Origin of the sequence: Limosilactobacillus caccae (assembly GCF_900156885.1) — a bacterium.
Classification (GTDB): Bacteria; Bacillota; Bacilli; order Lactobacillales; family Lactobacillaceae; genus Limosilactobacillus; species Limosilactobacillus caccae.
The window spans coordinates 489,932-514,363 of sequence record NZ_FTOY01000011.1; the positions used below are offsets into that span (position 1 = coordinate 489,932).

At 46.9% G+C, this 24,432-nt stretch carries 26 protein-coding genes; 9 read left to right on the forward strand and 17 right to left on the reverse strand.

The genetic code is table 11. The features are described 5' to 3' along the window. Nucleotides 1-127: 127 nt before the first annotated feature. Both CZ502_RS08355 and CZ502_RS08360 read left to right on the forward strand, forming a co-directional pair. Nucleotides 128-577: an Rrf2 family transcriptional regulator gene (locus tag CZ502_RS08355; protein ID WP_076461491.1), complete on the forward strand. Its 450-nt coding sequence runs from the start codon at nt 128-130 to the stop codon at nt 575-577. Continuing rightward, complete coding sequence (locus CZ502_RS08360) at nt 555-1,553, forward strand: NADP-dependent oxidoreductase (protein ID WP_076461493.1); 999 nt, start codon at nt 555-557, stop codon at nt 1,551-1,553. The genes CZ502_RS08355 and CZ502_RS08360 overlap by 23 nt, the downstream gene beginning before the upstream one ends. Nucleotides 1,554-1,598: 45 nt before the next feature. Here the strand turns inward: CZ502_RS08360 and CZ502_RS08365 are convergent, their stop codons facing one another. The 4 genes from CZ502_RS08365 to CZ502_RS08380 all read right to left on the reverse strand — a co-directional run bounded on the left by CZ502_RS08365 (nt 1,599) and on the right by CZ502_RS08380 (nt 4,721). Beyond that, a complete protein-coding gene (locus tag CZ502_RS08365) occupies nt 1,599-3,029 on the reverse strand; it encodes an amino acid permease (RefSeq protein ID WP_076461495.1) in 1,431 nt (476 codons plus the stop codon). Nucleotides 3,030-3,180: 151 nt separating this feature from the next. Next, nucleotides 3,181-3,477, reverse strand: a complete 297-nt coding sequence (locus tag CZ502_RS08370; protein ID WP_076461497.1) for a HigA family addiction module antitoxin — start codon at nt 3,475-3,477, stop codon at nt 3,181-3,183. Between the two features lie 12 nt (nt 3,478-3,489). After that, nucleotides 3,490-3,780: a type II toxin-antitoxin system RelE/ParE family toxin gene (locus tag CZ502_RS08375; RefSeq protein WP_076461499.1), complete on the reverse strand. Its 291-nt coding sequence runs from the start codon at nt 3,778-3,780 to the stop codon at nt 3,490-3,492. Between the two features lie 119 nt (nt 3,781-3,899). After that, entirely contained in the window at nt 3,900-4,721 is an 822-nt protein-coding gene (locus tag CZ502_RS08380) for an aldo/keto reductase (protein WP_076461501.1), read from the reverse strand. A 268-nt stretch (nt 4,722-4,989) separates the two neighbouring features. Between CZ502_RS08380 and CZ502_RS08385 the strand changes: the two genes are divergently transcribed. Together CZ502_RS08385 and CZ502_RS08390 are read left to right on the forward strand one after the other, a co-directional pair. Further along, the gene (locus CZ502_RS08385; RefSeq protein WP_076461504.1) at nt 4,990-5,907 is read left to right on the forward strand and encodes a LysR family transcriptional regulator; all 918 of its coding nucleotides are present in this window, start codon (nt 4,990-4,992) and stop codon (nt 5,905-5,907) included. Nucleotides 5,908-6,018: 111 nt separating this feature from the next. Next, nucleotides 6,019-7,254 carry an oxidoreductase gene (locus CZ502_RS08390; protein ID WP_076461507.1) on the forward strand — a complete coding sequence of 412 codons (1,236 nt, stop codon included), beginning with the start codon at nt 6,019-6,021 and terminating at the stop codon, nt 7,252-7,254. 110 nt (nt 7,255-7,364) lie between these two features. Here CZ502_RS08390 and CZ502_RS08395 read toward each other — a convergent pair whose 3' ends face one another. From CZ502_RS08395 to CZ502_RS08425, 7 genes are all read right to left on the reverse strand, one after another. After that, nucleotides 7,365-8,315, reverse strand: coding sequence for a sugar-binding transcriptional regulator (locus CZ502_RS08395; protein ID WP_076461509.1), 951 nt, complete (start codon nt 8,313-8,315; stop codon nt 7,365-7,367). A gap of 56 nt (nt 8,316-8,371) precedes the next feature. Further along, a complete protein-coding gene (gene deoC / locus CZ502_RS08400; RefSeq protein ID WP_076461511.1) occupies nt 8,372-9,025 on the reverse strand; it encodes a deoxyribose-phosphate aldolase in 654 nt (217 codons plus the stop codon). A 245-nt stretch (nt 9,026-9,270) separates the two neighbouring features. Further along, the gene (locus CZ502_RS08405) at nt 9,271-10,248 is read right to left on the reverse strand and encodes an L-lactate dehydrogenase (RefSeq protein WP_076461513.1); all 978 of its coding nucleotides are present in this window, start codon (nt 10,246-10,248) and stop codon (nt 9,271-9,273) included. Between the two features lie 26 nt (nt 10,249-10,274). After that, nucleotides 10,275-11,015, reverse strand: coding sequence for an LrgB family protein (locus CZ502_RS08410; RefSeq protein WP_076461515.1), 741 nt, complete (start codon nt 11,013-11,015; stop codon nt 10,275-10,277). A gap of 2 nt (nt 11,016-11,017) precedes the next feature. Continuing rightward, nucleotides 11,018-11,440: a CidA/LrgA family protein gene (locus CZ502_RS08415; protein ID WP_076461517.1), complete on the reverse strand. Its 423-nt coding sequence runs from the start codon at nt 11,438-11,440 to the stop codon at nt 11,018-11,020. 226 nt (nt 11,441-11,666) lie between these two features. Beyond that, nucleotides 11,667-12,389 (reverse strand): LytR/AlgR family response regulator transcription factor, encoded by a 723-nt coding sequence (locus tag CZ502_RS08420; protein ID WP_076461519.1) that lies wholly within the window; start codon nt 12,387-12,389, stop codon nt 11,667-11,669. Beyond that, nucleotides 12,370-14,136: a sensor histidine kinase gene (locus CZ502_RS08425; RefSeq protein ID WP_076461521.1), complete on the reverse strand. Its 1,767-nt coding sequence runs from the start codon at nt 14,134-14,136 to the stop codon at nt 12,370-12,372. Before CZ502_RS08425 ends, CZ502_RS08420 begins: the two co-directional genes overlap by 20 nt. A 311-nt stretch (nt 14,137-14,447) precedes the next feature. Here CZ502_RS08425 and CZ502_RS08430 point away from each other — a divergent pair, with 311 nt between their 5' ends. From CZ502_RS08430 to CZ502_RS08440, 4 genes are read left to right on the forward strand one after another with little or no spacing between them, the layout of a single operon-like run. Continuing rightward, complete coding sequence (locus CZ502_RS08430) at nt 14,448-15,308, forward strand: SIR2 family NAD-dependent protein deacylase (RefSeq protein ID WP_076461523.1); 861 nt, start codon at nt 14,448-14,450, stop codon at nt 15,306-15,308. Then, a complete protein-coding gene (locus CZ502_RS10800; protein ID WP_234982459.1) occupies nt 15,301-16,257 on the forward strand; it encodes an SIR2 family NAD-dependent protein deacylase in 957 nt (318 codons plus the stop codon). Before CZ502_RS08430 ends, CZ502_RS10800 begins: the two co-directional genes overlap by 8 nt. Before the next feature lie 6 nt (nt 16,258-16,263). Continuing rightward, on the forward strand, nt 16,264-16,623 hold the full coding sequence (locus tag CZ502_RS10900; protein ID WP_234982460.1) for a hypothetical protein: 360 nt from the start codon (nt 16,264-16,266) through the stop codon (nt 16,621-16,623). A 5-nt stretch (nt 16,624-16,628) separates the two neighbouring features. Beyond that, the gene (locus CZ502_RS08440) at nt 16,629-17,189 is read left to right on the forward strand and encodes a TetR/AcrR family transcriptional regulator (protein WP_076461525.1); all 561 of its coding nucleotides are present in this window, start codon (nt 16,629-16,631) and stop codon (nt 17,187-17,189) included. 112 nt (nt 17,190-17,301) lie between these two features. Here CZ502_RS08440 and CZ502_RS08445 read toward each other — a convergent pair whose 3' ends face one another. Continuing rightward, the gene (locus CZ502_RS08445; RefSeq protein WP_076462342.1) at nt 17,302-17,694 is read right to left on the reverse strand and encodes a type II toxin-antitoxin system PemK/MazF family toxin; all 393 of its coding nucleotides are present in this window, start codon (nt 17,692-17,694) and stop codon (nt 17,302-17,304) included. Nucleotides 17,695-17,785: 91 nt separating this feature from the next. Continuing rightward, nucleotides 17,786-18,604, reverse strand: a complete 819-nt coding sequence (locus tag CZ502_RS08450) for a MerR family transcriptional regulator (RefSeq protein ID WP_234982461.1) — start codon at nt 18,602-18,604, stop codon at nt 17,786-17,788. 103 nt (nt 18,605-18,707) lie between these two features. Between CZ502_RS08450 and CZ502_RS08455 the strand changes: the two genes are divergently transcribed. After that, a complete protein-coding gene (locus CZ502_RS08455) occupies nt 18,708-21,215 on the forward strand; it encodes an AAA family ATPase (protein ID WP_076462344.1) in 2,508 nt (835 codons plus the stop codon). A 269-nt stretch (nt 21,216-21,484) separates the two neighbouring features. Here the strand turns inward: CZ502_RS08455 and CZ502_RS08460 are convergent, their stop codons facing one another. Genes CZ502_RS08460 through CZ502_RS08475 form a run of 4 tightly spaced genes read right to left on the reverse strand, consistent with a single transcriptional unit; the run spans nt 21,485 to nt 24,424 of the window. Next, complete coding sequence (locus CZ502_RS08460; protein WP_076461529.1) at nt 21,485-22,120, reverse strand: ABC transporter permease; 636 nt, start codon at nt 22,118-22,120, stop codon at nt 21,485-21,487. Next, on the reverse strand, nt 22,113-22,883 hold the full coding sequence (locus CZ502_RS08465; RefSeq protein ID WP_076461531.1) for an ABC transporter ATP-binding protein: 771 nt from the start codon (nt 22,881-22,883) through the stop codon (nt 22,113-22,115). The genes CZ502_RS08460 and CZ502_RS08465 overlap by 8 nt, the downstream gene beginning before the upstream one ends. Further along, complete coding sequence (locus CZ502_RS08470) at nt 22,858-23,508, reverse strand: ABC transporter permease (protein WP_076461533.1); 651 nt, start codon at nt 23,506-23,508, stop codon at nt 22,858-22,860. The genes CZ502_RS08465 and CZ502_RS08470 overlap by 26 nt, the downstream gene beginning before the upstream one ends. Before the next feature lie 25 nt (nt 23,509-23,533). Next, nucleotides 23,534-24,424 carry a glycine betaine ABC transporter substrate-binding protein gene (locus tag CZ502_RS08475; protein ID WP_076461534.1) on the reverse strand — a complete coding sequence of 297 codons (891 nt, stop codon included), beginning with the start codon at nt 24,422-24,424 and terminating at the stop codon, nt 23,534-23,536. Nucleotides 24,425-24,432 lie beyond the last annotated feature (8 nt).

Genomic DNA, 24,432 nt, shown 5'->3' on the forward strand with positions numbered 1-24,432 from the left:
CGCTTTTTGCTTTTAAAGGGTAATTACCTAATTAACAACTTCTGAGCTTACTACCAGTGGATTAGTCTTGTTTTTTAATTTTTAAATGTTATTGTATTTATAACAAATACATTTAAGGGGGATCCGCATGCAAGACACTAAATTCACCGTCGCCATTCATATTCTTGTCATGCTTGCCGCCAGTGACAAGAATCTTAATTCCACCGACCTGGCAAACAGCGTGGGAACAAATGCGAGCTACATTCGTAAAGTGATGGCAATCCTAAACGAGCACAAAATTATCGCAAGCCAGCGTGGCAAATCGGGCACCCAGCTGCTAGTTTCGCCCGCAAAGTTAAACCTCCTCGACCTCTACCAAGCAATTGAGGGAACTGACCCGCATATCTTCCAGTTCCACCAAAACCCTAACCCGGCCTGCCCAGTGGGGAGAAACATTAAACAGGCTCTCTTCCCCTTCTTAGAAGATGCTGAATATCAGCTACAACAAGCACTTAAAAAAGACACCCTCGCCGATGTAATCAACCGCCTGACTAACTTAGAAAGGAGTCGTCACAATGAAAGCCGCCCAACTGATTAAATATGACCGCCACCACCCACGAATCGAAGTTAACACCCTCCCCCGACCAGTAATGGCTGATAATGATGTCCGTATCCGGCTGACCTTTGCTGGCGTTAACCCGCTTGACAACCTGATTGCCCACGGGGACCTGCGCCTCGTTGTCCCCTACCAGCTTCCCCAAACCCTCGGCAACGAGTTCGTCGGGATCGTTGAAGAAGTTGGGACGAAGGTTCGTGAATTTAAAGTGGGTGATCGCGTCTTTGCGCGTAGCCCGCTGGATAATATCGGGGCATTTGCGGAAGAAGTGGTTGTTAATAAAGACGCGCTAGCTAAAGTTCCCGCTTACCTCACTGATGCCGAAGCAGCAGCAATCCCCCTAACGGCCTTAACGGCAATGCAAGCACTAGATACGCTGGACGCACAAGCTGGCCAATCACTCTTTATCGCGGGTGGTACCGGGAGCTTTGGCGCCATGGCAATTCCGCTTGCCGTCGCGATGGGACTGAAACTAATCACAAGTGGTAACGGCAAGCACCGTCAACGGATGCTTAAAATGGGCGTGAGTCAGTTTATTGATTACCAGCAAGAAGACTACCTGAAGACCGTGAGCGACGTTGACCTGGTAATTGATACGGTCGGGGAAAGCGAATTGCCGCGTGAGTTTGCAATTCTAAAGTCTGGTGGCCGCCTAGTTTCTTTACGAGCAATGCCAAACCGCGCTTTTGCTAAGAAGACGGGGATGGGATTTTTCAAGCAGCTCCTATTCAGCGCTGCTGCCCACAAAATTGAAAAACAGGCGGCCAAAAAGGACCAACAATACGACTTCCTCTTTGTTCACGCGGATGGGCAACAACTCACAACCGCGGCAAAAATTCTAGCAGCAAACGAGGTTCATCCCCCTGTCGGCAATTGCTACCCCCTCACAGATGTGCCCCTTGCCATGAAAGATGTCCGCGAACACCACAGCAAAGGAAAAGTATTAATCGAATTCTAAAAAATAATCCCTAGCAAATCACTAATGATCTGCTAAGGATTATTTTTATTTTAGTTTCATTTTATCAAGCGGGACCAGGTGAGTATGGTGCCGCAACTTATAGTATACGTAAAAAGCGATAAATAAGGGAACGCTCATGTAAGTAATGAGGATGTTGGCCCAGTCAAGTTTAAGAAAGGCGTCAACGTTTTGCCCCGCGATAACCACAATGCAAAGAATAAAGGCAAAAATTGGGCCAACGGGGAACAGACCTGCATGGTAGCTAAGTTCGTCTAAGCTATGCCCCTGCTTGATAAAGCCACGGCGGAAGCGGTAATGCGCAATCGCAATTCCCAGCCATTCCATAAAGCCACCGAGGCTAGTCGCAGCAATCAAGTAGTTGTAGACGTTGGGACCGATAAACTGGAGGGCCCAGAGCGCAAGACTCAAGACGGCCATTGCGATGAAACTAACGATGGGTACCCCGCGCTGATTGACTTTCTTAAAGCCGTGCCACAAGAAGCCATCCAGCGACTGGGAAAATAAAATCCGCGAAATCGCGTAGAGCCAGGAATTGGCCGAGGACAAGACAGCAATTAAGATCACAAAGTTCAGCATTCCCGCAGCATACCGTAAACCGGCATACTGGAAGATCAAGGTGAACGGACTCGTCACAATGTCTTGCACGTCAGAACTAAGTAAATTTTTATTAGTATAGGGTAAGACACAGGCAATCACGAAAATTGTCAAGATATAGAACAATAGGATCCGCCAAAAAGTCGCGTGAATCGCAGTTGGCACACTGTGTTGTGGGTCTGCCGACTCTCCAGCCGCAATTCCAACCATCTCAGTTCCCTGAAAAGAAAATCCGGACACGACAAAAGCGCTGATGATTCCCGGCACCCCATTGACAAACGGGGCTTGCCGATAGGTAAAATTCTTAAAACCAATCGAGTGTCCACCGATTAAGCCCACAATTAAGCCAATGCCGACGATGACAAAAGCCACCACTGCTAATACTTTTAACAGGGCTAGCCAAAATTCGGTTTCCCCATAGGCCCGGACCGAAAAGTAGTTGATCGTAAAGATAATGACGAATGCAAGGATGCTAAAGACCCACGAAGCAACTTCGGGAAACCAGAAATTCATCACGATGCCGACGGTGGACAGTTCCACAGCAACGGTAATCGCCCCGCAAAACCAATAGTTCCACCCCATCGCAAAACCGAGCGCCGGGTCAACGTAGCGGTTAGCATATTCCGCAAAAGAACCACTCCGCGGATTGTAAGTTGCCATCTCCGCCAGACTAGTCATCAAGAAGAAGACCATCACCCCCATGATCAGGTAGGCAATTAAGCTTCCACCTGGTCCCGCGGTAGTAATCGCCGACCCACTGGCAATGAATAAGCCAGTACCAATTGTTCCGCCCAAAGCGATCATCGAAAGGTGCCGGGTTCGTAAGGTATGTTTAATCCGTCCAGCTTGATTATTATTCATCTAATGCCTTCTTTTCCTAGTTATTCAGTTAACACTATAGGAAAGATCATTAGAAATGTTAAATGCTTATTTATAGTGGTTAAGTATCGAAAAAAGGCATGGTTAATTTTTAGACGATAAAAAGCCCACTAGTCATTTCTAGTGGACTTTTTTATCGCGCTTGCTGGTATTGCTTTATTCGGTCGTACTCTTCCCTTTTGGCTAACTCTGTATTTCTTAAATCAATATCATTTTGTAAGTTCAAGAAATACTGATCCGCAACGCCAAAAAAACGTCCCAAGCGAATAGACGTGTCAATTGTCACTTGGCGGCGATCATGAAGAAGGTCTTGGATCCGGGAAGTTGGCACATTAATCTGCTTAGCAAGGTAGTAAGCTGAAATGCCCAGTGGCTCCATAAACTCTTGACGCAAGATCTCACTAATTTTGGGTGTCATAATTCTCGTCATTTATCTTCTCCCCTAACCACGGTGATAATCAACTATTGTCACATCATAAAATTCATTTATTCCAACTAAAGTAAAACATATTCGAAATTGCTTATTTATCCTAATGCTATACTGGTCACTATGACCACCAACTAATCTTTCTAAATGATTAGCTGGCGGAACACGTAAGTCATTTATATTGATTGCATTATCAATCATAATAAGCTTTCTTAAAGCAGTTTTCTGAATACTAGTTGGCAGACGCTTAGAGTAAACCTGACAAAAGACTTTTTCTGTTTCCCTATCACCAAAACTTTTTATCATATTTTTCCTACTTTCTATATATTATATCCGTGACACAGGTATAAGTAAAGAAATACAAAAATATCTCCTATAATATATATACGGAAAAAATAGGAAAATTCATTTATTTAGTCAACTTTTTAATAATACTGTTCAATCATCATCGACAGTGGCCAGCCGGACTCGCTCGTCTTCTCATCTTCTTTGCGGATCCGTTCAATATCATTAGCGCTAAGCTCAAAGTCAAAGATATCGATATTCTCCTTTAAGTGGCTTACACTCGTCGTCTTGGGGATCGTCAGGATATGTTCTTGAACATCAAAACGAAGCATCACCTGGGCGGCCGACTTGCCATACTTCTCCCCAATCTGGTTAAGGGTCTTGTTGGAAATGACACTGCCACTTCCCTCACCAAGCGGTGCCCAGGCTTCGTGAACGATTCCGTGGGCATTGAGAAACTTGTGCATCCCCTGCTGTTGCCAACGCAGGTGGGTCTCAATCTGGTCGACAGCCGGTGTGATATCACACTTGTCAATGATTTGCTGGACTTCCTGGTGGTTAAAGTTACTTACACCAATTGCGCGAAGTTTTCCTTCCCGGTATGCGTCTTCTAGCGCCTTGTAGGTTTCAATGTCATTACCCGTCGGCCAGTGGATAATCATCAAGTCAAAGTAATCCAAGCCCGCTACTGCTAGAGAGTTATCAATCCCCATCTTGGTGCTGCGGTAGCCACTTGTCTGCGCCTTGGATGTCACGAAAATTTCATCCCGGGCAATCCCACTATTAGCGATCGCCTTCCCGACTTCCCGTTCATTACCGTAATTTTGTGCCGTATCAATCAACCGGTAACCAACCTTCAGCGCTTGGGCGACATTCTTTTCGGTTACCCGTGGCTGTGTCAGGTAGGTACCATAGCCAAGAGCCGGAACTTTTACGCCATTATTTAATGTTAAATATTCCATCATTATTACCTCGCTTACTCATTTTTACCTGCACCTGCTCTTCTTTTGGCAGCAGGCGCGGACTGGTCAACGTCAATAGGATGATTATGAGAATAGTTAAGACGATAATTTGCATCATCGTTGTAATCACCTCTGTCTTCAAATTTGTACCAATTATTATAATGGCGCTTGCGGGACAAAAGAATAGCTAATTGTTTAGTGCCGTGTTAACCTAAAGTTAGTACAGAAACGAAAACGCTAACATCAACCATAATGAAGGTGAAGTCTAATGTACAATCCTGTCCTTGATACCTTTATCGCCGTCGTGAAAACGGGGAGCTTTACTAAAGCCGCCGGCAGTCTCTTCATCTCAGCAGTTTCCGTGATGAAGCAAATTAATAATCTCGAAAACACCCTTGGTCTCCAGCTCTTTACCCGGTCGCCAAGGGGCGTAACCCTGACTGCTGCTGGACAGGTGATCTATGATGCAGCGATTAAAATGGTCGACGACGCTGCCACAACAATTGACCTTGCCCACAACACCGCCCGTCAGGATAATAAAGTAATCCGGATTGCGACATCATTGCTCCGGTCTGCCCAGCCAATTTTGAATGCCTGGGAAAGCCTGGGCGATAAAAAAGGCGACTTCGAATTGCAGATTATCCCCTTTAACGATGACCCGGCATCACTGCAAGCTGCTGTCAGTGGGCTGGGGACAAGCAGCGACCTAATCGTCGGTCCCGTCAACGCCAACTACCTGATGAACAATGATTATGCCTTCTTTAACCTCGGCGACCGCCAATGTAACATCATGGTGCCCCGGGACAGCGATTTGGCTAATAAGAAAATACTCACCTGGGATGATCTCGATGGCCAGTCAATGATCCTCTTACGGCCCCACCTGTCACCGCAAAGTGATGAGTTGCGCGCCGAGATTGTTTCTCACCACCCGGCAATCCAGATTGTTAACACCGACCACTTTTACGACATGTCCGTCTTCAACCGGGCAGCAAATAACAAGTACCTGGTAAAGTCCCTTGATATCTGGCACGACGTCCACCCCGCCCTGGTCGATATTCCGATGAAGTGGAACTACACAATCAGCTACGGCATCCTGTACGCTAGCACCGTGTCTGACCACGTCCGTGAATTTATCAGCCTGGTCGGCCAGCAGTATTTGAAGTTGCACCGCCAAGGGTCCGTTTAACACGTCCTTACCATTATCTATCGCAGTTAAAAGCTACTAATCTTTTACATGGAAGCGCTTTAATGATACTATACAATAGTAAGTAATATTACTAAATTGGGAGGTACTAAGATGTTAAAAGATTCGTTAACGTTCCCGAATGGGGCAACGGTAGCTAACCGCTTCGTGATGCCAGCAATGCTAACCAATAGTGGCTTGGACGGTTTTGCAACCCAGGACACGATTGACTACTACCGTGAACGTGCTAATGCCGGTGGGATGATTATCACCGAATACATGTACGTGAGTGAAAATGGTGGGCCGGCAATGACCTGGCGAGAAGGCCGGGAGCAACTAGCCGCCTATGATGATAAGTTTATTCCCCAACTGAAGAAGGTCGCCCAGGCAATGAAGCGGAACGGAAACAAGGCGATCATGCAAATCGCCCATACTGGACGGGAAGCTAATTACCGGGCCATGCGTGGTGAGAAGGTATACGCCCCAAGTGCAGTCGATTATCCCTTCCTGCCTTACCGGGTCCATGAACTATCTGATGCCGATATCAGGCAAATCGTTGCGGACTTCGGAGCTGCAGCAAAACGGGCTATCGACGCGGGCTTTGATGGTGTTGAGATTCACGGGGCCAACCACTACCTAATCCAACAGTTTTTCTCTGCCTATGCTAACCAGCGAACGGATGACTGGGGTGGCTCCCTTGAAAAACGGATGAACTTCCCCGCTGTGGTGGTGAAAACCGTAATGGCGGTGGTGAAAAAGTATGCGCCGAAGGACTTTATTGTCGGTTACCGGATCTCGCCAGAAGAAATTCATGGGGAAAATGTTGGCTATACCTGGCATGAAGCGACCCAATTGATTAATAAGCTGACGAGTGAAACAAAGCTCGACTACCTTCACCTATCAATGATGAACTACAATTCTAAACCGGGCGACGCACTCTTAATGGACCGCGAACAGGCTGCCGCAAAGTTTAATGACTCTACTAAGCCGTTTGCGACTCTCTTTAAGCCCTACCTCAACGGGGCAAAGGAAATTATTGTCGGTAACATTACCAATGGTGAACAGGCTGTTGCTGCAAGCAAGCTTGCGGACCTCGTTGCTGTCGGCCGGGAGAACTTGATCGACCCCCACTTTGCGGAAAAGGTTTTGCGCAATGATGAAAACCAGATCGTCACCATCCTATCTGCTGCCCAGGCAAAGAAAGTCCAGCTCACCCCGGGCTTGATCGACACTTTCTCTGCTGCAACGCCGGGGATGCCAATTACTCGCTCGGCGGACCTGCAGTCATTGCACCAGGGCTTTGGTGCCTGGAATGAAATGAAGTATCCGCACAATGCTGAAATGAAATAACGGTATTCAAAAGGCCACTAGCGAATCTTGCACAATCAGCTAGTGGCCTTTTAGTTTACAAATATTTTTTATACACGAGAAGTAGTTACCAGCTAGGCACTACCATCTTCCTAATCTTCGTCATCAAGCAGGTGGAGGGCTATCTGGGAATCCGTCACCAGGATATTAGCGTACTTGCCATGCAGGGCAGCTTTAATCGCCGCTAGTTTGTCCATCCCCCCAGCAATGAGAACAGCATCCCGCTTCTCCTTTAGTTGGTCAAGTGGCAAGGCCATTGTCCGCGCATTGAGTTCAGGATCAACAATTTCCCCCTTCTCATCAACAAACTGGGAAAGAATATCGCCAACCGCGTGCTTTTGTAGATAAGCAATCTTCTCTGGCGGTAGGTAGCCAAGCTCAAACAAAGTAGCATCAGGGGCAGTTGTGCCAACAGTAAATAGTGCCACCTGTGCCTGCTGACCTGCGGTAATGATGCTATTGATAAAGCGGTCTTTTTTCACCATCTTCTTAATCCTTTTACTATCGAAAATGACCGGTAGCGGGAGAATCTGTGCCTGGGTGTGGTAGCACTCATTAAACTGCTTGGTAACCTCAACGACATAGTTATTGTGGGTAGAGTTCGCGACGGTCCCCTTCAAGTAGACGGCCTGGACATTCGTCTGCTCACTAGGCGTCAAGTAGCTGGCAACGGCTGCCAGTGTCTTTCCCCAGCTAATGCCAACCGTATCATTGTTCTGAATAATAGTCGGCAAATAGTCGGCCGCAGCCTTCCCCAGTAAGTCGCGGCTTTCCTGTGGATCATCAACGGCACTCGTTTCTGCAATCACCACATCATCAAGGCCATACTTGCATTGAATTTGCACCCGCAGGTCATCAACGTTACTCAGCGGGTCATTTACCTGAATATTGACGATGTTGTTGTCGCGGGCATATTGAAGGGCGCGAGAAATCGTTGGCCGTGACAAGTTTAATTTTTTGGCAATCTGTGACTGAGTGGCGCCCTCAAGATAGTAGAGCCTGCTGATTGCGACTGCCTGTTTGATTTGGTGTTCTGTATTCATTTGATCATCCTTTGCAACAAAAAAACGGTGGTTAAGCGTAATCACCGTCTATTATACTATTCTTTGCCAATGATCGTCATACTGTGACTAACACCGAGCCGGCTTGCTCCCGCATCAATCATTGCTTGTGCTTCTTCAGCAGAATGGATACCACCAGATGCCTTAACGCCAGTGCCTGTCCCCTTTACGGCAGCAGCCATTAATTCAACCGCGTGAACAGTTGCTCCTTCAGTAGAGAAACCAGTAGACGTCTTAACGAAGTCAGCCCCTGCATTAGCAGCAATCTTCGCAGCGCGGGTAATTTCATCATCAGTTAACAAGCAAGTCTCAAGGATAACCTTAACGATCTTATTTGCCTGGTGGCCGGTGTCAACAACCGCCTTGATATCGGCTGCTACCTTGTCATCATGACCAGACTTCAGTTCACCAATGTTCATTACCATGTCGAGTTCGTCAACCCCATTAGCAATTGCATCTTCTGCTTCGGCAACCTTGATCTTGGTGGTGTTGGCCCCGAGTGGGAAACCAACGACGCAGGCAGTAGCAACATCTGTCCCGGCAAGCGCCTTGTGCGCCTTGGTAACCCAGTATGGATTAACCATTACTGTGTGAAAGTGGTTGTCAATCGCCTGTTGGATAACCGTGTCTGCTTGTTCTTCACTAGCGTCAGGGGCCAGCAAGGTGTGGTCAATGTACTTATTAAATTCTATGAATATTTCCTCCTTTAACTTACAATTTAATAGTACACTTTATTTTACAAATGTTCAAGTGATCAAGAAATAATGTAAAGTGATTTATTAAGGGTGTAGTTTTTTTACTTTACTGTCGTTTGTTTCATTATATTTGTAGTAACAGTTAGAAAGTTACTGTTGGACTGATAATCTCCGATCTTGTGCTTCATTTAAACCAAAAAAGGACCGGCCCACTCGCCAGTCCTCTTTAACATCATTAACAACTAATCCCACAAGTAATTTACCATTCCAACCTTCGTCATCGCATCTGACATTGTCTTTTGCAAGACGCTTGCAGAGTTGGACATTGCTTCTTTTTCACGTTCGCTTAGCGGCACTTCGACTACTCGGCTAATGCCCTGGCGGTTAATAATCGCTGGTGTTCCAATATATGTCTTGTGTAAGCCATATTCCCCATCAAGGTAGGCGCTAACCGAGAGTACTGCGTTTTCGTCGGAAAAGATTGCCTTCGTGATTCGGGCAAGGGCGGTCGCAACCCCGTAGTAAGTAGCGCCCTTGCGGTTGATGATCTGGTAAGCCTTCCGCCGCACATTATTTTCCAACGTCGTTAGCTTGGCTGCGGTCAATCCGTTGGCTGCCGCGTAGTCAAGCAGCGATGCCCCGCCAACCGTTGCGGTTGAGTAGGCAGCAAACTCAGAATCACCGTGTTCACCCATCATGTAAGCATGAACGTCACTAGGAGCAAGGTGCAGTTTCTTCCCTAACGCTACCTGTAAGCGGGCCGAGTCAAGTGAGGTCCCACTACCGATTACCCGGTTTGTTGGGAAATCGGTGATCCGTTGAACGGCAGCCGTCAAGATGTCAACCGGGTTAGCAGCCACCAGGATAATTCCGTTAAAGCCGGAGCTAACCACTGATTGGGCAATGTCTCTCATGATCTTGAGGTTCTTACCAACTAGGCTCAGTCGTGACTCCCCTGGCTTTTGCGCGGCGCCGGCACAAATTACTACCAGGTCAGCATCCTTACAGTCGTCATAACTTCCCGCATAGAAGTTGATTGGCGCAGTAAAAGGAGTGGCATCCTCAAGGTCGAGCGCATCCCCGACACTCTTTTCGTTCTCCTTATTGATGATTACAAATTCGTTTGCCAGTCCTAACTGGGCAACACTGAATGCATAGGCAGAACCCACTGCCCCGTCACCGATTAACACGATTTTTCGTTGTGCGTTATTTTCAACCATCTCAAACTCTCTCCTCTTTCACCATGTTACATAAATAAGTGGGCGTAAATTGGTACTAAGACATCCATTGCAAGGGAAACGATAACAACGGCAACAGCGGCCATTGCCCCTTGGATTGACCCTAATTGAACGGCCTTAGCTGAACCAACAGTGTGGCCGGCTGAACCTAAACCAAGTCCCGTCCCAATCTTAGAAATCTTGTTAAGCCGCAAGACCTTGATCAAGAATTCTGCAAGGGCGTAGATGATAACCGCGTTAAGGATGCAGGCCATCGCAGTAACTGCCGGGTCACCACCGATTCCTTGTGCAACAGGCATCGCAACGGCCGTAGTAGCAGCTTGTGGCAACATCGCCGCAGTTGATACCCGTGATAAGGCAAAGACCTTTGCAACACCGTGGATTAAGAAGAGTGATAAGAAACCACCAACAAATAAGGTCAAGATAACATCAAGCCAGTACTTCTTGAAGATATCATTCCGCCGGTACAGTGGGATCGCGAAGGCCATCGTCGCGGGGTTTAAGAACCAGAAGATTAGGTTTCCACCAGGCAAATAGAACTTCTTGTAAACTGCAGCGGTGGTTGAACCAGTGCACTTGGCCCACACGACGAGGATGGCAATCCCTAATACCATCCCGACAAGCAATGGAGTGAATAAGAAAAAGCCGTGGCTAATCTTAAACAATCCCATCCCAATTAGGTAAACAATCAGTGAAATAACAATCCCCGTAATCGGTAAGGTTAAACTCTGGACAATTGTAGCGGACATGATTAATCTTCTCCCTTCTTATTCCCAGTGATCTTATTGTGAATTCCAACAAAGAAGGTCCCAACATAGGCGATAACCGCTAAGAGGATAATCGTTGAGATAATGATCACGATTACGTCTTGGAGTCCTTCCCGCTTCATCAAACCGAGGCTGCCGGCCAACTGGATACCAGATGGCACAAACAAGAAGGCGATTAAGCTAATCATAAAGTCACCGAACTTTTCAACTTGTTCCAGCTTAACAATGTGAGTTGCCAGCAGGATATACAAGAGGATCATCCCAATCAACGGGGTTGGAACGACGAAGCTCTTCGGGAATAAATCAGAAATTAATTGTGAAACGAATAAAATTGCAGCGAAGATTCCCATTTGAACTAAAATTGGTGCAGCTTTCTTTTGCTGTTCTTTTGGCTGTTCTTTTTTCATGATAGTTCCTCCTAAACAGTAAGTTTAGGCATTAACGTTAATACCATCGAACAACTATATTCTACCTACTTTTCATCTTTTGTGTCGGTTTTCACAACCACTTAACCCGAATTAGTGTTGAAATGCCTTCCAGTCGAAATGAAATGCCTTTCATTTTGCTAAAAAAGCAAAAAAAGCACTGATGACTTGCGATTTTCTCACAAATCATCAGTGCTCAATTGTTTACCTATTCACCTAGGGCCTCTTTAGTGGCATTGACGTACGACCGGCTAACCGGTAGCTTGCTCCCGTCAACGAGGGTCAACTCATAGGTATGATTAAAACTCGGCTGGATTTCCTTTACCGCGTCGAGGTTGACGATAAAGCTCCGGTGGATGCGGAGAAACTTCGCCGGATCGAGCTGGTGGGCGATATTAACCAGCGACTGCTTACTGACTATCTCCTGCCGGTCAGCTGTTTGGATGTGGACGTTACCGTCCTGCGCCTGGAGAAACAAGATGTCCCGCTTTTTTACCACCAGGACACGTTCGTCACTTGAAATCAACAAGCGGGGGTTCGCTTGCTTATGGCTGCTACTGTCCTCTTTAGTCTGCCCCAGCTTGGCAACCCGGTCGATGGCTTCGTCAATCCGTGACTGGCGAAACGGTTTTAGGACATAGTCAACCGCGTTTACGTCAAAGGCGGCCAGGGCATACTGGTCATAGGCAGTCGCAAAAACGACATGTGGCGAGTGCGGAAGCGATTCAAACCAGGCGGCCAGCGCCATCCCACTACCATCAGTTAGCTGGATATCTAAGAAAACCATCTCCGGTTGGTAGGCCTTGACGACCTTTTTAGCTTCTTCAACCCCGTCAGCCTCTAAAACGGCGGCAACCTGGTCGTTATTTTCAACGAGGTACTTTAATTCTTCCCGTGCAAGTGGCTCGTCATCAACGATCAATATCTTCATTACTTTCACCTTTCTTTAACTGGTATGGAATGACAATCTTAACGGCCGTCCCATACTGACCGCTATCAATTTTCATTGCGCTTTGCGGACCGTACAGGCCAATCAACCGCTGGTTTAGGTTGTACAGGGCGGTCCCGCTGCCATGCGCCGATTCAACTACCCGCTGGCCAAGTTGGTTGATAACGGCCGGGTCAATCCCCACCCCATTGTCAGCGACCGTTATCCGCATCCGGTCGCCCTCTTTGGCAAGGCAAATCTTAACCTTGTTGCCAGTCTTCCGCGTACCAAAAGCGTGTTTAAGGGCGTTTTCGACTAACACCTGGATGGTAAACGGCGGCAAGAGGGCCTGACTTTCAACCTCTTCATCAAGGATAACTTCATATTTATCAGGAAAACGTGTCTGCTCTAAGTCAAGGTAGGCCTGGACTTGCTGCCGTTCCTGGTCAACGGTTACCTTGACCGTCCGTGCGCCGATTAAGTTTGCCCGGAAATAAGTGCTTAGTTGTAATAATAGCTCCCGCGCCTTGTCTTGGTCAAAGCGCATAATCGCTGCAATTGTATTGACAGCATTGAAGAAGAAGTGCGGGTTAACCTGGGCCTGCAGGGACTTGATCTCAGCATCGCGGACTAACTGGGCCTGTGCTTCAGCTTCCCCCAGGGCGATTTGGTTGGCAAGAATTTCTCCCAGACCAAACGCCAGCTGGATTTCAACCGGGGTTAACCGCCAGCGGTCAGTGTAATACATTTTCAGGGTACCGATAACTGTCCCCCGTACATGCAAGGGGGTGACAATCGCTGCTTCGAGGGGACAATTCGGGTCAATGCAGCCAATCTCCTCGCTCTTATGGGCAATCTTAATCTGACCCGTCCGGATCACGGTACTCGACAGCGATGTTTCAATTGGGTTGCCCGGCCGGTGGTGGTCACTACCGGCCCCAACATGTGCCAGGATATGGTCACGGTTAGTGATGCTGACGGCATCAAAGTTGGTGTATTTCTTAATAATCGCCACCACCCGCTGGGCTGATTCCTGGTTTAGCCCCTGACGGAAATACGGCAAAGTTTCCTTAGTCAATTCCAGCACCGAGTGAGTCTGTGTTGCCTTGACCTCCGCTTCTTGCTGGAGGTACATAAAGATGATTGACAAGAAGATCGAGGTCCCGGCGGCACTGACGATGATCATCGGCAAGGCAATATATTTTACCAGGTGCCAGCCGGCTGGACTAAAGATCAGGATAAACATCATCTGGATGCTTTCCATCAATAAGCCGACGATGAAACCGTGCCAGGGCGTCATCACCTTAAAGTAGTTGCGATGATTGTGGTACAAGAAGCCCGATAGTCCCCCAATCAAGATTGAGCTGGGGAGGTAAAACCAGGTCTGCACCGCAAAACTCGCCTGGATCATCCGGTGGATTCCGGCGACCACCCCCACCGCAATGCCGACAAAGGGACCGCCGATAATCCCCGCAACTGACACGGCCAGGATCCGGGCGTTAACGATGGAATCGTTGGCCCCAACGCTCGTTAGCAGGACGAAATTGCGCAAGTGGTTATCAAGGCTAATTTCAATCCCGGTCATGTTCGCCATAATTGCAAAGGCGGAAAATAAAATTGTCAGCTCAATTTTGGCCCGGATCGATGGGTTGAATAATAGCCGCCGAAAAGACGGCACACTTACCAAGAGGAAGGCAAGGATAATGATCAGTCCCACCCGCTCGGCCATCAAGACTGTTAAGTAAATCATATTAGAGTTGATGCCTCCAGATGTAATCGCTTTTTATTAGTATCTTATCATATCTTTTTCGCCGAACAAGACGTGAATTATCGAACAAGTTGGTACCATCTCCCGGTTAGTTATCACTGTTTTTCACCGATTTATCCGTAAATGACGTATCATCTAGCAATAGTACACGACACTTTTTTTAATCTGTCCATTAACAGACAGATCGGCCAAAGTGATATTAACTTTACTGGCAAAAGCTAATATTATCGAAATCGTTAAATTAACGACACCTTGTAGTGAAACTAACATCGTGTCGACGAGGAGGATTATCAATGAGTAAAATTCAAACACTAGTTGACCACATCAACGATGCTGACGCAATCGTGCTGGGAGCCGGTTCTGGTATGTCGAACGCGGCCGGAATGGACTTTTGGTACGAGGCTAGTCCGTTATTCATGAAGTACATGAAAGACTTCTACGATAAATATCACTTTAAAGGATTATTCAACGGTTTTTACAACCGCTTCGAATCAGAAGAAGAACACTGGGCATTTTTATTGAAGGATGCCGAAATGGTCAGGTCCATTCCACCACAAAAGCCCACTTATGAATACCTTCAAAAATTACTTAGCACCAAGCCGTATCACATTATCACCACTAACCAGGATGGACTGTTCAAACGCTTTTTCCCCGCAGACAAAGTGAGTGAAATCCAGGGATCGTTTGAATTTTTCCAAAGTTCTAACTCAAAAACTGACCGACATCTCTACCCGTTCACCCCAATCCTGGACCAACTACTACCGAAAATTAAGGATAATCGCCTACCAAAGGAACTAATCCCCACCAGTGATGTTGATGGTGCGCCCCTGATCCCCTGGGTCCGCGGTCCAGAATTTTTGGAAGACCAGCGCTATTACGAAGAATACGAAAAGGCTAACCGCTTCATCGGTAAGTACCGCGATAAGAAGATTGTCTTCATCGAAATTGGCGTTGGCCGGATGACACCAATGTTTATCCAGGAACCGTTCTGGGAAATGGCCAACTACTTGCCACACGCTTTTTACGTCAACTTCAACCCGAAAGATGCATTAACTAACCCGGCGATTGAGGACAAATCGTTATTGATTAACGGAGACACTAATGAAGCGTTGAAGCAAACCGTCGAACTTTTCAAGGAGGAACACCATGACTAATTCAATTCAAACTGCTCAACAATGGCTCCACGATGCGGATGCACTCTTAATTACCGCCAGCAACGGTTTTTCAATTACCGAAGGGCTAAACCTCTTTGCCCAGGACAGCAAGGTCAAAACCGTCATTGGTGACCTCGCCGAAAAATACCGGCTTCCTAACCTCTTATCCGCAATGTCTTATAATTACCCGGACGCCCTTGACCGCTGGCGGGTATATGCCCGGGTAGCCGAATATTACCAGTATAACTACCACCCCGGCGAACTAATGGATAAGTTGCGCCAAGTGATTGGTGATAAGCCGTACTTTATTTGGACCTCCAACGTCGACCACCACTTTGCCCTGGCCGACTTTGATCAGCTCTTAGAAGTCGAAGGAAACTGGCAAACTGCTTCCTGTTCAACACACCCCAAGGAACATGCCCATGTTGATATTCGGGAAACCCTACACCAAATTTATGAAAAGGACCAAGCAGGCACCCTGACAGACGCAGATATTCCCAGCTGTGATGAGTGTGGTGCGCCATTAGCGATGAACGTTCCCGGCCCTGCTTTTCAAATGGACCAGGCCCAGGTTGCGAAGTTTGAATCCTTCATCAACCAGTACCAAGAAAAGAAAATCCTCGTCCTTGAACTCGGCATTGGCCCGCAAAACCAACTGATCAAGGCCCCGAGTATGCAACTCGTGGCCGGCAATGACCAAAGCCACTACATTACAATTAATAAGGGGCAGCTCTATATTCCCGATGTAATCGGCGACCGGTCAATTGGTTTCTCGTCAACCATCCTTGACGCATTTGACGCCTTAATTACCGGGAAAGGAAAGGTCGACGTCCAGGGTCCGACTGCCCCAGCGCCCAAAATGACCGCCGCTGAGAAAAAACAGCAAGATGAAATGCTGCAAAAGTTTTACCCTTCTTATACGATTAACCGGGGTATCCGCCCTGGTTAATTAGCGATGTACATGACCGTTGACCCGACGCACCCGTCCCACCTCCACACTACTCAAGAAGGGCGGAGCATCATGTACTCCTTTGGTGACCCGGTCAACGTCCACTGCTTTACCCAGGATGGCCGCTACTATATGGTAAAATTAGGGTTGAACAAGAGGAAGGGCGAAGTCCATGGCTTCTACGCGGAACAAGGCACCTTTATCGCCATGGAAGCCCCGAAAAAGGGCCACACTGGTTTTTCCCAGGTTAGCCTCGGCCTTTTAGCGAACGGTTCCGGGCAGCTACTCGTTCCAAAAGTTGAGCAGCTAGTCAAGATGTTCCCCACCCAGGCCAAACTAATCAAACGCTTAGCAGTAAAGGATTGATTGAGATGAAGAATAAAAAAACTGACCGCCGGACACTTTATACCATCAGAGTCATCAAGGACGCCTTTCTTGCCGCCGTCGATGACCAGCCGTTTAACAAGGTCACCATCACCCAGGTCTGCAAGCTGGCAGAAATTACGCGGTCAACTTTTTATCTTCACTATGGCTCAATTAATGACTTATTGAATGCGGTCTTAGACGATGCCCTCTTCCAGGCTGATGAAGAAATGATTGCTCAGCTCGATAGTGCTTACCAGACCCTGCTCACCACTTGTCAGCGAATTGGTAGCAATCCCAAGTACCGGAAACTCTTAATGGAGCCCGATTTAAGTGAGTACATCATCAACCGGATCATCCGCCGCGAGGGGCCAAAGATCATCCCCTCAATTATGAAGAAGGCCCAGGTTAGCCAACGGGATGCGGAGATGCTCTTTTCCTACGCTATCCACGGTTCCTTTGCGGTCAGCAGAACCCACCAGTTTGAAATGGACGAGCAATGGCTCCACGATGTCCGCCTCCTTAACAACTTCACCGACGCTGGTTACCGCTATTTGAAGAATAATTGATATAAAAACCACCCGTCCTTAGATCATTCATAATCTAGGGACGGGTGGTTTGCGTTCTTGGTTAGGGTTCTCACTTTACTGGTTACTACTGATTCTTCCATGATAAATATTTCTAAATTACCAACTGCGCTTTCTTTCGTATTTCATCAAATACATCCATTGGTAACATTTCAACAAATTGCCATTTACGGTGGTTAAAGTCAAATGACTTAATTTGTTCAACATATACTGTTCCATCAATATTTGTCCGATTATCCAGTTGAACATGTAATGGATAATCTTCACCGTTAAAAGAACCATGTGAAATGGGGACAACCCAGGCAAACGGTGACGTTTGAGCCAAGATATTATTACTAATTACCACTGCCGGGCGCCGCTTCTGAATTTCTGCATCAACGGAAGGATCAAAATCAATATAGATAATACTTCCGGTTTCCGGATAATCTATCCATAATTCCCTCCCTACTGGTTTAATATCCTGCCAATCCTTTAAATCATCCGGCATCTGATATTTTCCATGCCAGTCCTTAAAAAGTTCTTCCATTGTTGACGGGACCTTTTTAGCTGGTGTTAACGTTAAAACACCACCTTTCCCATCATCTTTTGCCTCGCTCATTTGTCACTAGATATTGTAGCCACATCTTCTTCGACGACCCCTTATTGCTCAACGCTTTACCAACATTTATCTGCCACAGGTACTCGTTTACTACTAATTGATGTTCCTGACAAAACTTTTGCAAAGTCGTCAAGCCATGATTAACTGCATCGTTAGTATTTTCAACACAAATCATGGCGTAATTACCAGCAGGCTTTTCTAGCACCGGCATGACGATATTACTATCTGGCGATACCTCCTTGATTACCCGAAATGAAGACTCATCATACTGATCGTGCTGGCCGAGGGCGAGGTAAGTTAGATAGCCCGATTTCAATGTATTTGCCATTGCCGTTGGGCTTAGCTCACGATAAAAGTTGGTAAAGAGCGTGGCAATCTCTTCATCCGTGCAGCCTACTGATTGCGGGGAGCACCAAAACTTTTGCTGGGGCAAGGAGTGAACTACTGGTTCATATAGTGGTACATCCTGGGGTTGGCTATTTTCGATATTTTGCGTAATCACTGTTTGAAGTTGTTGGAGGTCAGAAATTCGCTGGCTAACGTTTGCTAATAGTTCCTGCAACCTCTTTACGGGCATTTTATCTGGATTCGTTTTTATTTGCTTTACCTCGTCAAGGGATAAGCCGAGGCTTTTTAGGCTTAATATGAACAATAAATCATAAAGTTGATTATAACTGTAATACCGATATCCCGTAGCGCTCTTTTTAATTGGCGAGAAAATTCCTTCCTCATCATAATAGATGAGGGTCCGCCGCGTGGTATTAGCTAGCTTCGCCATTTCACTAATTTTTAGCATCATTTTGTCTCCCTTCATTGACTATCACGTAACGTTACAGTCTAAAATTATATGTTAGTTTAGCTTAATAATAAATCTAATTAGTAGCAGAAAGGTCGGATTGATGATGAGCTTACCTAATAAAATTGAAGTTCGTGGTGCTCGCGTTCATAATCTTAAAAACATTAATATTGATATCCCCTTGCATAAGTTTGTTGCGATCTCTGGTTTGTCCGGTTCAGGCAAGAGCTCTCTTGCAATGGGAATCCTATATGAAGAAGGCTCACGACGCTACCTCGAAGCACTATCTACCTACACTAGGCGGCGGATCAAGCTCGGTGCCCAGGCAGATGTCACAAGTGTTAAACACATTCCATCAGCACTGGCGCTCAAGCAGCGGCCGGCAATTCCTTCAGCCCGGGCAACTGTCGGGACAATGAGTGAATTATTTAATATCATTCGCCTAATTTTCTCTCGTTTGGGCTCGCCCGTTTGTCCTAATGGTCACCGACTAACGCCAAGTTTAAAAATTGCTGAGGCAATGGCCAAAGATGGTTACCAAATGGGCGAAATTGTCTGCCCCGTTTGCGGAAGCAAATTTAATGCCTTTAGCGCAGAAGACTTTGCCTTTAATTCTGCCGGTGCCTGCACAAATTGTCATGGGACCGGCCTCGTCCGCAGCATTGATGAAAGTAAACTGATTAAAGATCCAAACCTAAGCCTTGAAGATGGGGCAATTGCTTCTTGGCACCTTCCCGGACGGAATTTTATGCCAACCGTTGCTGAACATGCTGGGGTGCGCATCGACATCCCCTTCAAGGACCTAACCGCAAAGGAAAAGGATTTCGTACTGAATGGTCCCCGTAAAAAGTATACCCTTGATTTTCAATCGTCCACTGGGCGAGTTTTCCATGACTTCACAGCCTTATATGAAAACGCCCATGCTGCTGTCCTCGCCTCGGCAAAAAGCAGTAAGAGTGAGCGGGCGCAAAAACGGATTAGTGAATTCTTCCATTACTCAACCTGCCCGGTCTGTCATGGCACCCGGTTAAAACCCGAACTGTTAACCCAGTTGGCTGGTCAGCGCAATATAGCCCAGGTGACTGACCTTACACTCGGCGAATTAGCAGATTGGAAACAGGCCGTTCTCGCTAGTCTTCCCGCTAACATGGCAAAAATTAGCCACAGCCTGTTCAAGGAGTTTGACGACGACCTGCAACCATTACTTGAACTTGGGCTTGATTACCTCACCCTTTCCCGCAATGGTAATTCCCTCTCTACCGGTGAACTCCAGCGTATTCAGCTGGCAAGAACCTTGCGGACACAAACTACTGGTGTTCTCTATGTGCTTGATGAACCATCAATTGGCCTCCACCCTGATAATATCACTGGCCTCCTCCATGTTTTCCATGAGCTGGTTAATCAGGGAAACTCCCTTGTCGTCGTCGACCACAACGTCGATATCATCAAAAGTGCCGATTGGATAATCGAAATTGGCCCGGGTTCTGGTCAAGAGGGGGGACAGGTAATTGCGCAGGGGTCGCCACAAGCAATTACAGCAAACCAGCATTCAAAAATTGCTCCTTACTTGAACGGCCACGCTGATTTAATGGCCCGCTCGCTTAATGACCAGCCCGCAACGGATCAAATTAGCTTTACCGTCAAGGACTACTATAACCTCAAAAACGTTCAAGCGGCCCTGCCAGTTAACCGCCTAAGCGCCGTCACCGGTTTTTCTGGCGCTGGAAAAACGAGCTTAATTCTCGACAGCCTGGTACCCGCAATTAAAGCCCAGGCCAAAGGAGCGGCCTTGCCGGCACAGGTTAAGAATCTTCATGCCCCAATTAAGGAAGTAATCAGCGTTGATGCCAGCCCTATCGGCAAAACCCAGCGGTCGACGGTGGCAACTTACACCAGTATCATGGACAACTTACGGAAACTATTTGCCGCCCAGCCAGAAGCAAAGGCAAACCACTACACCCCAAGTTATTTTTCCTACAATAATAAGCAAGGCGCCTGCCCGACCTGTGGCGGTGCCGGGGTTGTTACCTTAGATATCCAGTTTCTCCCCGACATGAAGCAAACCTGCCCTACTTGTAACGGAGCACGCTACAACCAGGAAGTCCAACAAGTTAAGTGGCATGGTTATTCGATTGTTGACCTACTAAAGCTTGACGTTCGCACCGCCCTTCCGGTTTTCAAAGACATTGCCCCCATTGAACAAGAGCTACAATTACTGCAAGAGGTCGGCCTTGACTACCTCCACCTTGGTGAAAGTACCCCCAGTTTATCAGGAGGTGAAGCCCAACGGTTAAAACTTGTTAAACACCTCAACCATAACCAGAAAACGACGCTGTTTGTCTTTGATGAGCCGACAATTGGTCTCCACCCCTTAGATGTCAAAACATTAGTAGAAGTAATGCAACAATTAATCACACGGGGGGCAACAATTGTGACCATTACCCACGACCTTAACCTAATTGCTAATGCCGATTATATTCTCGATATGGGTCCCCGTGGTGGTAAAAATGGTGGCCAAGTTGTGGCTAGTGGGTCAGCAGCATCGCTTATCAGCAAGCCGACAAGCCTCACCAGTCAATACCTTGCCGATTACTGGCACCGGTACCAACATTAACTAAACGCGTAAAAACTGCATTAAATCCCTGTCGTTTGTCTTAAATCAAGGAAAGCACTTACACGCGCATTGATAAAAAAAGCTGGTCTAATGCCCAGTTTTTAATGGATTAAGGAATGTCCACTTTTAGGGTAAGATATAACGTTGCGTTACAGTCAAGTGATATTTAACCGTTCAACAACTATTTAAATAATTAGATAACAAAGACCGCTAGTATTTCCAAAACAAAATACTGGCGGTCATTTTTTAGCTTATAATCAAGAAGTTTTTTAATCAACAACCTGTTTCCATGAATGCACTAGTGACCACTTAATCAGGCCAACAATGCCTGCACACCCCAAGGTCAAACCAATCGTTAAGATCGTCCCCCACAAGATCGGCACAACTTGCTGTCCCTGCAGTCCTTCAAACAGTAATTGTCCCAAGCCACCGGCATTAATTGTCGCCGCAATTGTTGCCATCGCCATTGTCGATGCAAGAGCGACCTGGATCCCACTAAAAATGGCGGGGATCGCTAGTGGCAATTGGACCCGCCAAAAGCTTTGCAAGTTAGTCATCCCCATTCCCAGGGAAACTTCAACTAGCTGGGGATCAACTGCTTCAATCCCCGTAATAAATGAACGGAGCAAGATATATTCACAGTAAATGGTCAGGACAACCACTGCGGTCTGCATTCCAAGGCCAAATAGTGGCAAGAGTAACACAAAGAACGCAAAACTCGGAATCGAATATAGCAAGGAAAAGAAATAGACGAGACCTGCCAGCCACCGCTTAGCCCGCAAAAAGATTGCAACCAACAGGATTGCAATGACCAGTGCAAAGGCCAAGGAAAGGCCGACCATTACCAGGTGCTGCTGGACATCAATTAGCATTTCCGCAGAGTTTTGCTGCCAATAATCAATCATTAAAATCCCTCCACAATGCCTGATTTTGTTGGACGGTCCCTAATAGTTCCCGGACAAAATTAGTTGCTGGATGACTAACAATTTCTGTGGGCGTTGCAAACTGTTCGATCCTTCCATCTTTCATCACCATCACCCGTTGGCCGAGAAAGAGGGCTTCATTGATGTCATGAGTGACAAAAAGAAAGGTTTTCCCCTGCAATGCCGTATGAATCTGTTTAATCTCTTCTTGTAGCTTTTCCCTAGTCAACGCATCAAGGGCACCGAATGGCTCATCAAACAAGACCGTCGGCGGATTAGCGGCAAGTGCGCGAGCAACACCCACCCGCTGCTGCTGACCCCCGGATAATTGTTTGGGATAACGGTCACGGTATTCAGCCGGCGCAAGTTGGACAAGCGTCAACAGCTCATCTACTCGTTGCTTAATCGCTTCCTGATCCCACTGTAGCATCCGGGGAACGACCGCAATGTTTTCTGCGACCGTTATGTGGGGGAAGAGACCGATTTGCTGGACCACATAGCCCGTGTGACGGCGCAAACGAACCAGGTCGAGTTCGCTAATTTGCTGGCTATTGACCATGATTTTTCCCGCACTGGGTTTTAATAGGCCATTGACCATCTTCAGCGTGGTTGTCTTTCCACACCCGGATGAGCCAAGGATTGTAATAAACTCCCCCTGGTTAATCTTAAAATTCAAGTCCGGGATCACCACTTCATTGCCAAAGCTTTTGCGGACGTGTTCAAACTGAATTGCTGTTTCTGTCATTCTTTTGCACCTCACTAATCAAAAAGTCAAAACCGATCATCGCCAGTAATGATAAAAGGGCCACACTGACACCACCAATCACCACGTAAGACATGTCATACAGGCCAAGCCCCGTAAAAATCAGCGTGCCGAGCCCGCCGGCACCAATATAGGTGGCTAAAGTTGCACTCGCAATCACCTCTACTAGGGCGAGCTTAACCCCGTTTAAGAGGTACGGCAGCGCCAAGGGGATTTCAACCTTCCTGCGTAATTCTTGGGCAGTCATTCCCAGGGCGCTCCCAACCTCTTTATACAACGGACTAACTTCATTGAAACCAAGGATGGTATTAACCAGTAAGGGTGGAAAAGCCAACACTACCAAAGCGGTAAGTGCTGGCCAGTAACCGGTCCCTAAAAACGGGATTAATAAGAATAACAGTGCAAGACTTGGGATAATCCGTAAGACCTGCGAAAACAAGGTACAAAAGTTAGCAATTGTTTTATTGCGTGAGCCAAGGTAGCCCAACGGGAAAGCAATGACCATTGCAATCAGCATCGCACTCGTACATAGCCACAGGTGCTGACCAACATATTGCCAATACTGACTACTATTATTTTGAAAATATTGAATTATTTGTTGGGTCACTTGTCTGATTCGCTCCTCATACCTGCTAGTTCATATTTTGCTTATACCAGTTTTTGGCGACCGTCTTATAGTTTTGCCCGTCAACGTTAACCTTCTTATTCAGCTTCGTCAGTTGCTTGGTTGTCAACTTCGCGTCAACCTGGTTAAGCGTCTTTTCCATCTTTGGGTATTGCTTAGCAGCTTTTTGGTTTACAACGGGAACGAGGTTATATGGTGGCCAAATCTTCTTATTATCCTTAATTAAGGTAAACTTGCTTGTCGCTAACTGGCCATCTGTCGTTGAAACCGGCGCAACGTCTGCCTTCCCCTGGTCCATAATCTTGTACAAGAGGTTAACATCGTAGTCCTTTAATGACTTCCAATTATACTTGCCATATGCCTTATCCATTGCTGGTAACGCATCGGCCCGCTTTTCAAATTCACCTTGGGAAGCGAAGCGTAACTTCTTGGCATTCTTTTGCAGGTCGCTTAAGTTTTGAATATGGTACTTCTCTGCAACCTTTGTCGGCATTCCGACACCCTGCCGGTTATCACCAGGGGCATACTTGAAGGTCGTTACCCCTTTTTTCTTTAGGCCAGTTTGGGCAATATTAGCCATTTGTGCTGCTGACTTGCCCTGGCCCTTTTTCTTTAGGTAACTCTCAACAATTGTCCCGGTATAGTCGGGATAAACATCAACTTGGCCGGATTCAGTCGCTTTTAGAATTACGTTATTCGCAATATTGGGCTTCCGGGTAACCTTGTAGCCATCGTGCTCAAGGGCGAGGGCATAAATTTCACTAACTGTTTTACTTTCCGAAACGTTCTTTGAGCCAACAATAATTGGCTTACTATCTGCGCTGGCAACCGTTGGCAAGACAGCCCCAGTCATCAAGGTCGCCACGCCAATGATTGCTGCTAATTTACTAATCTTCATCTTTTCCT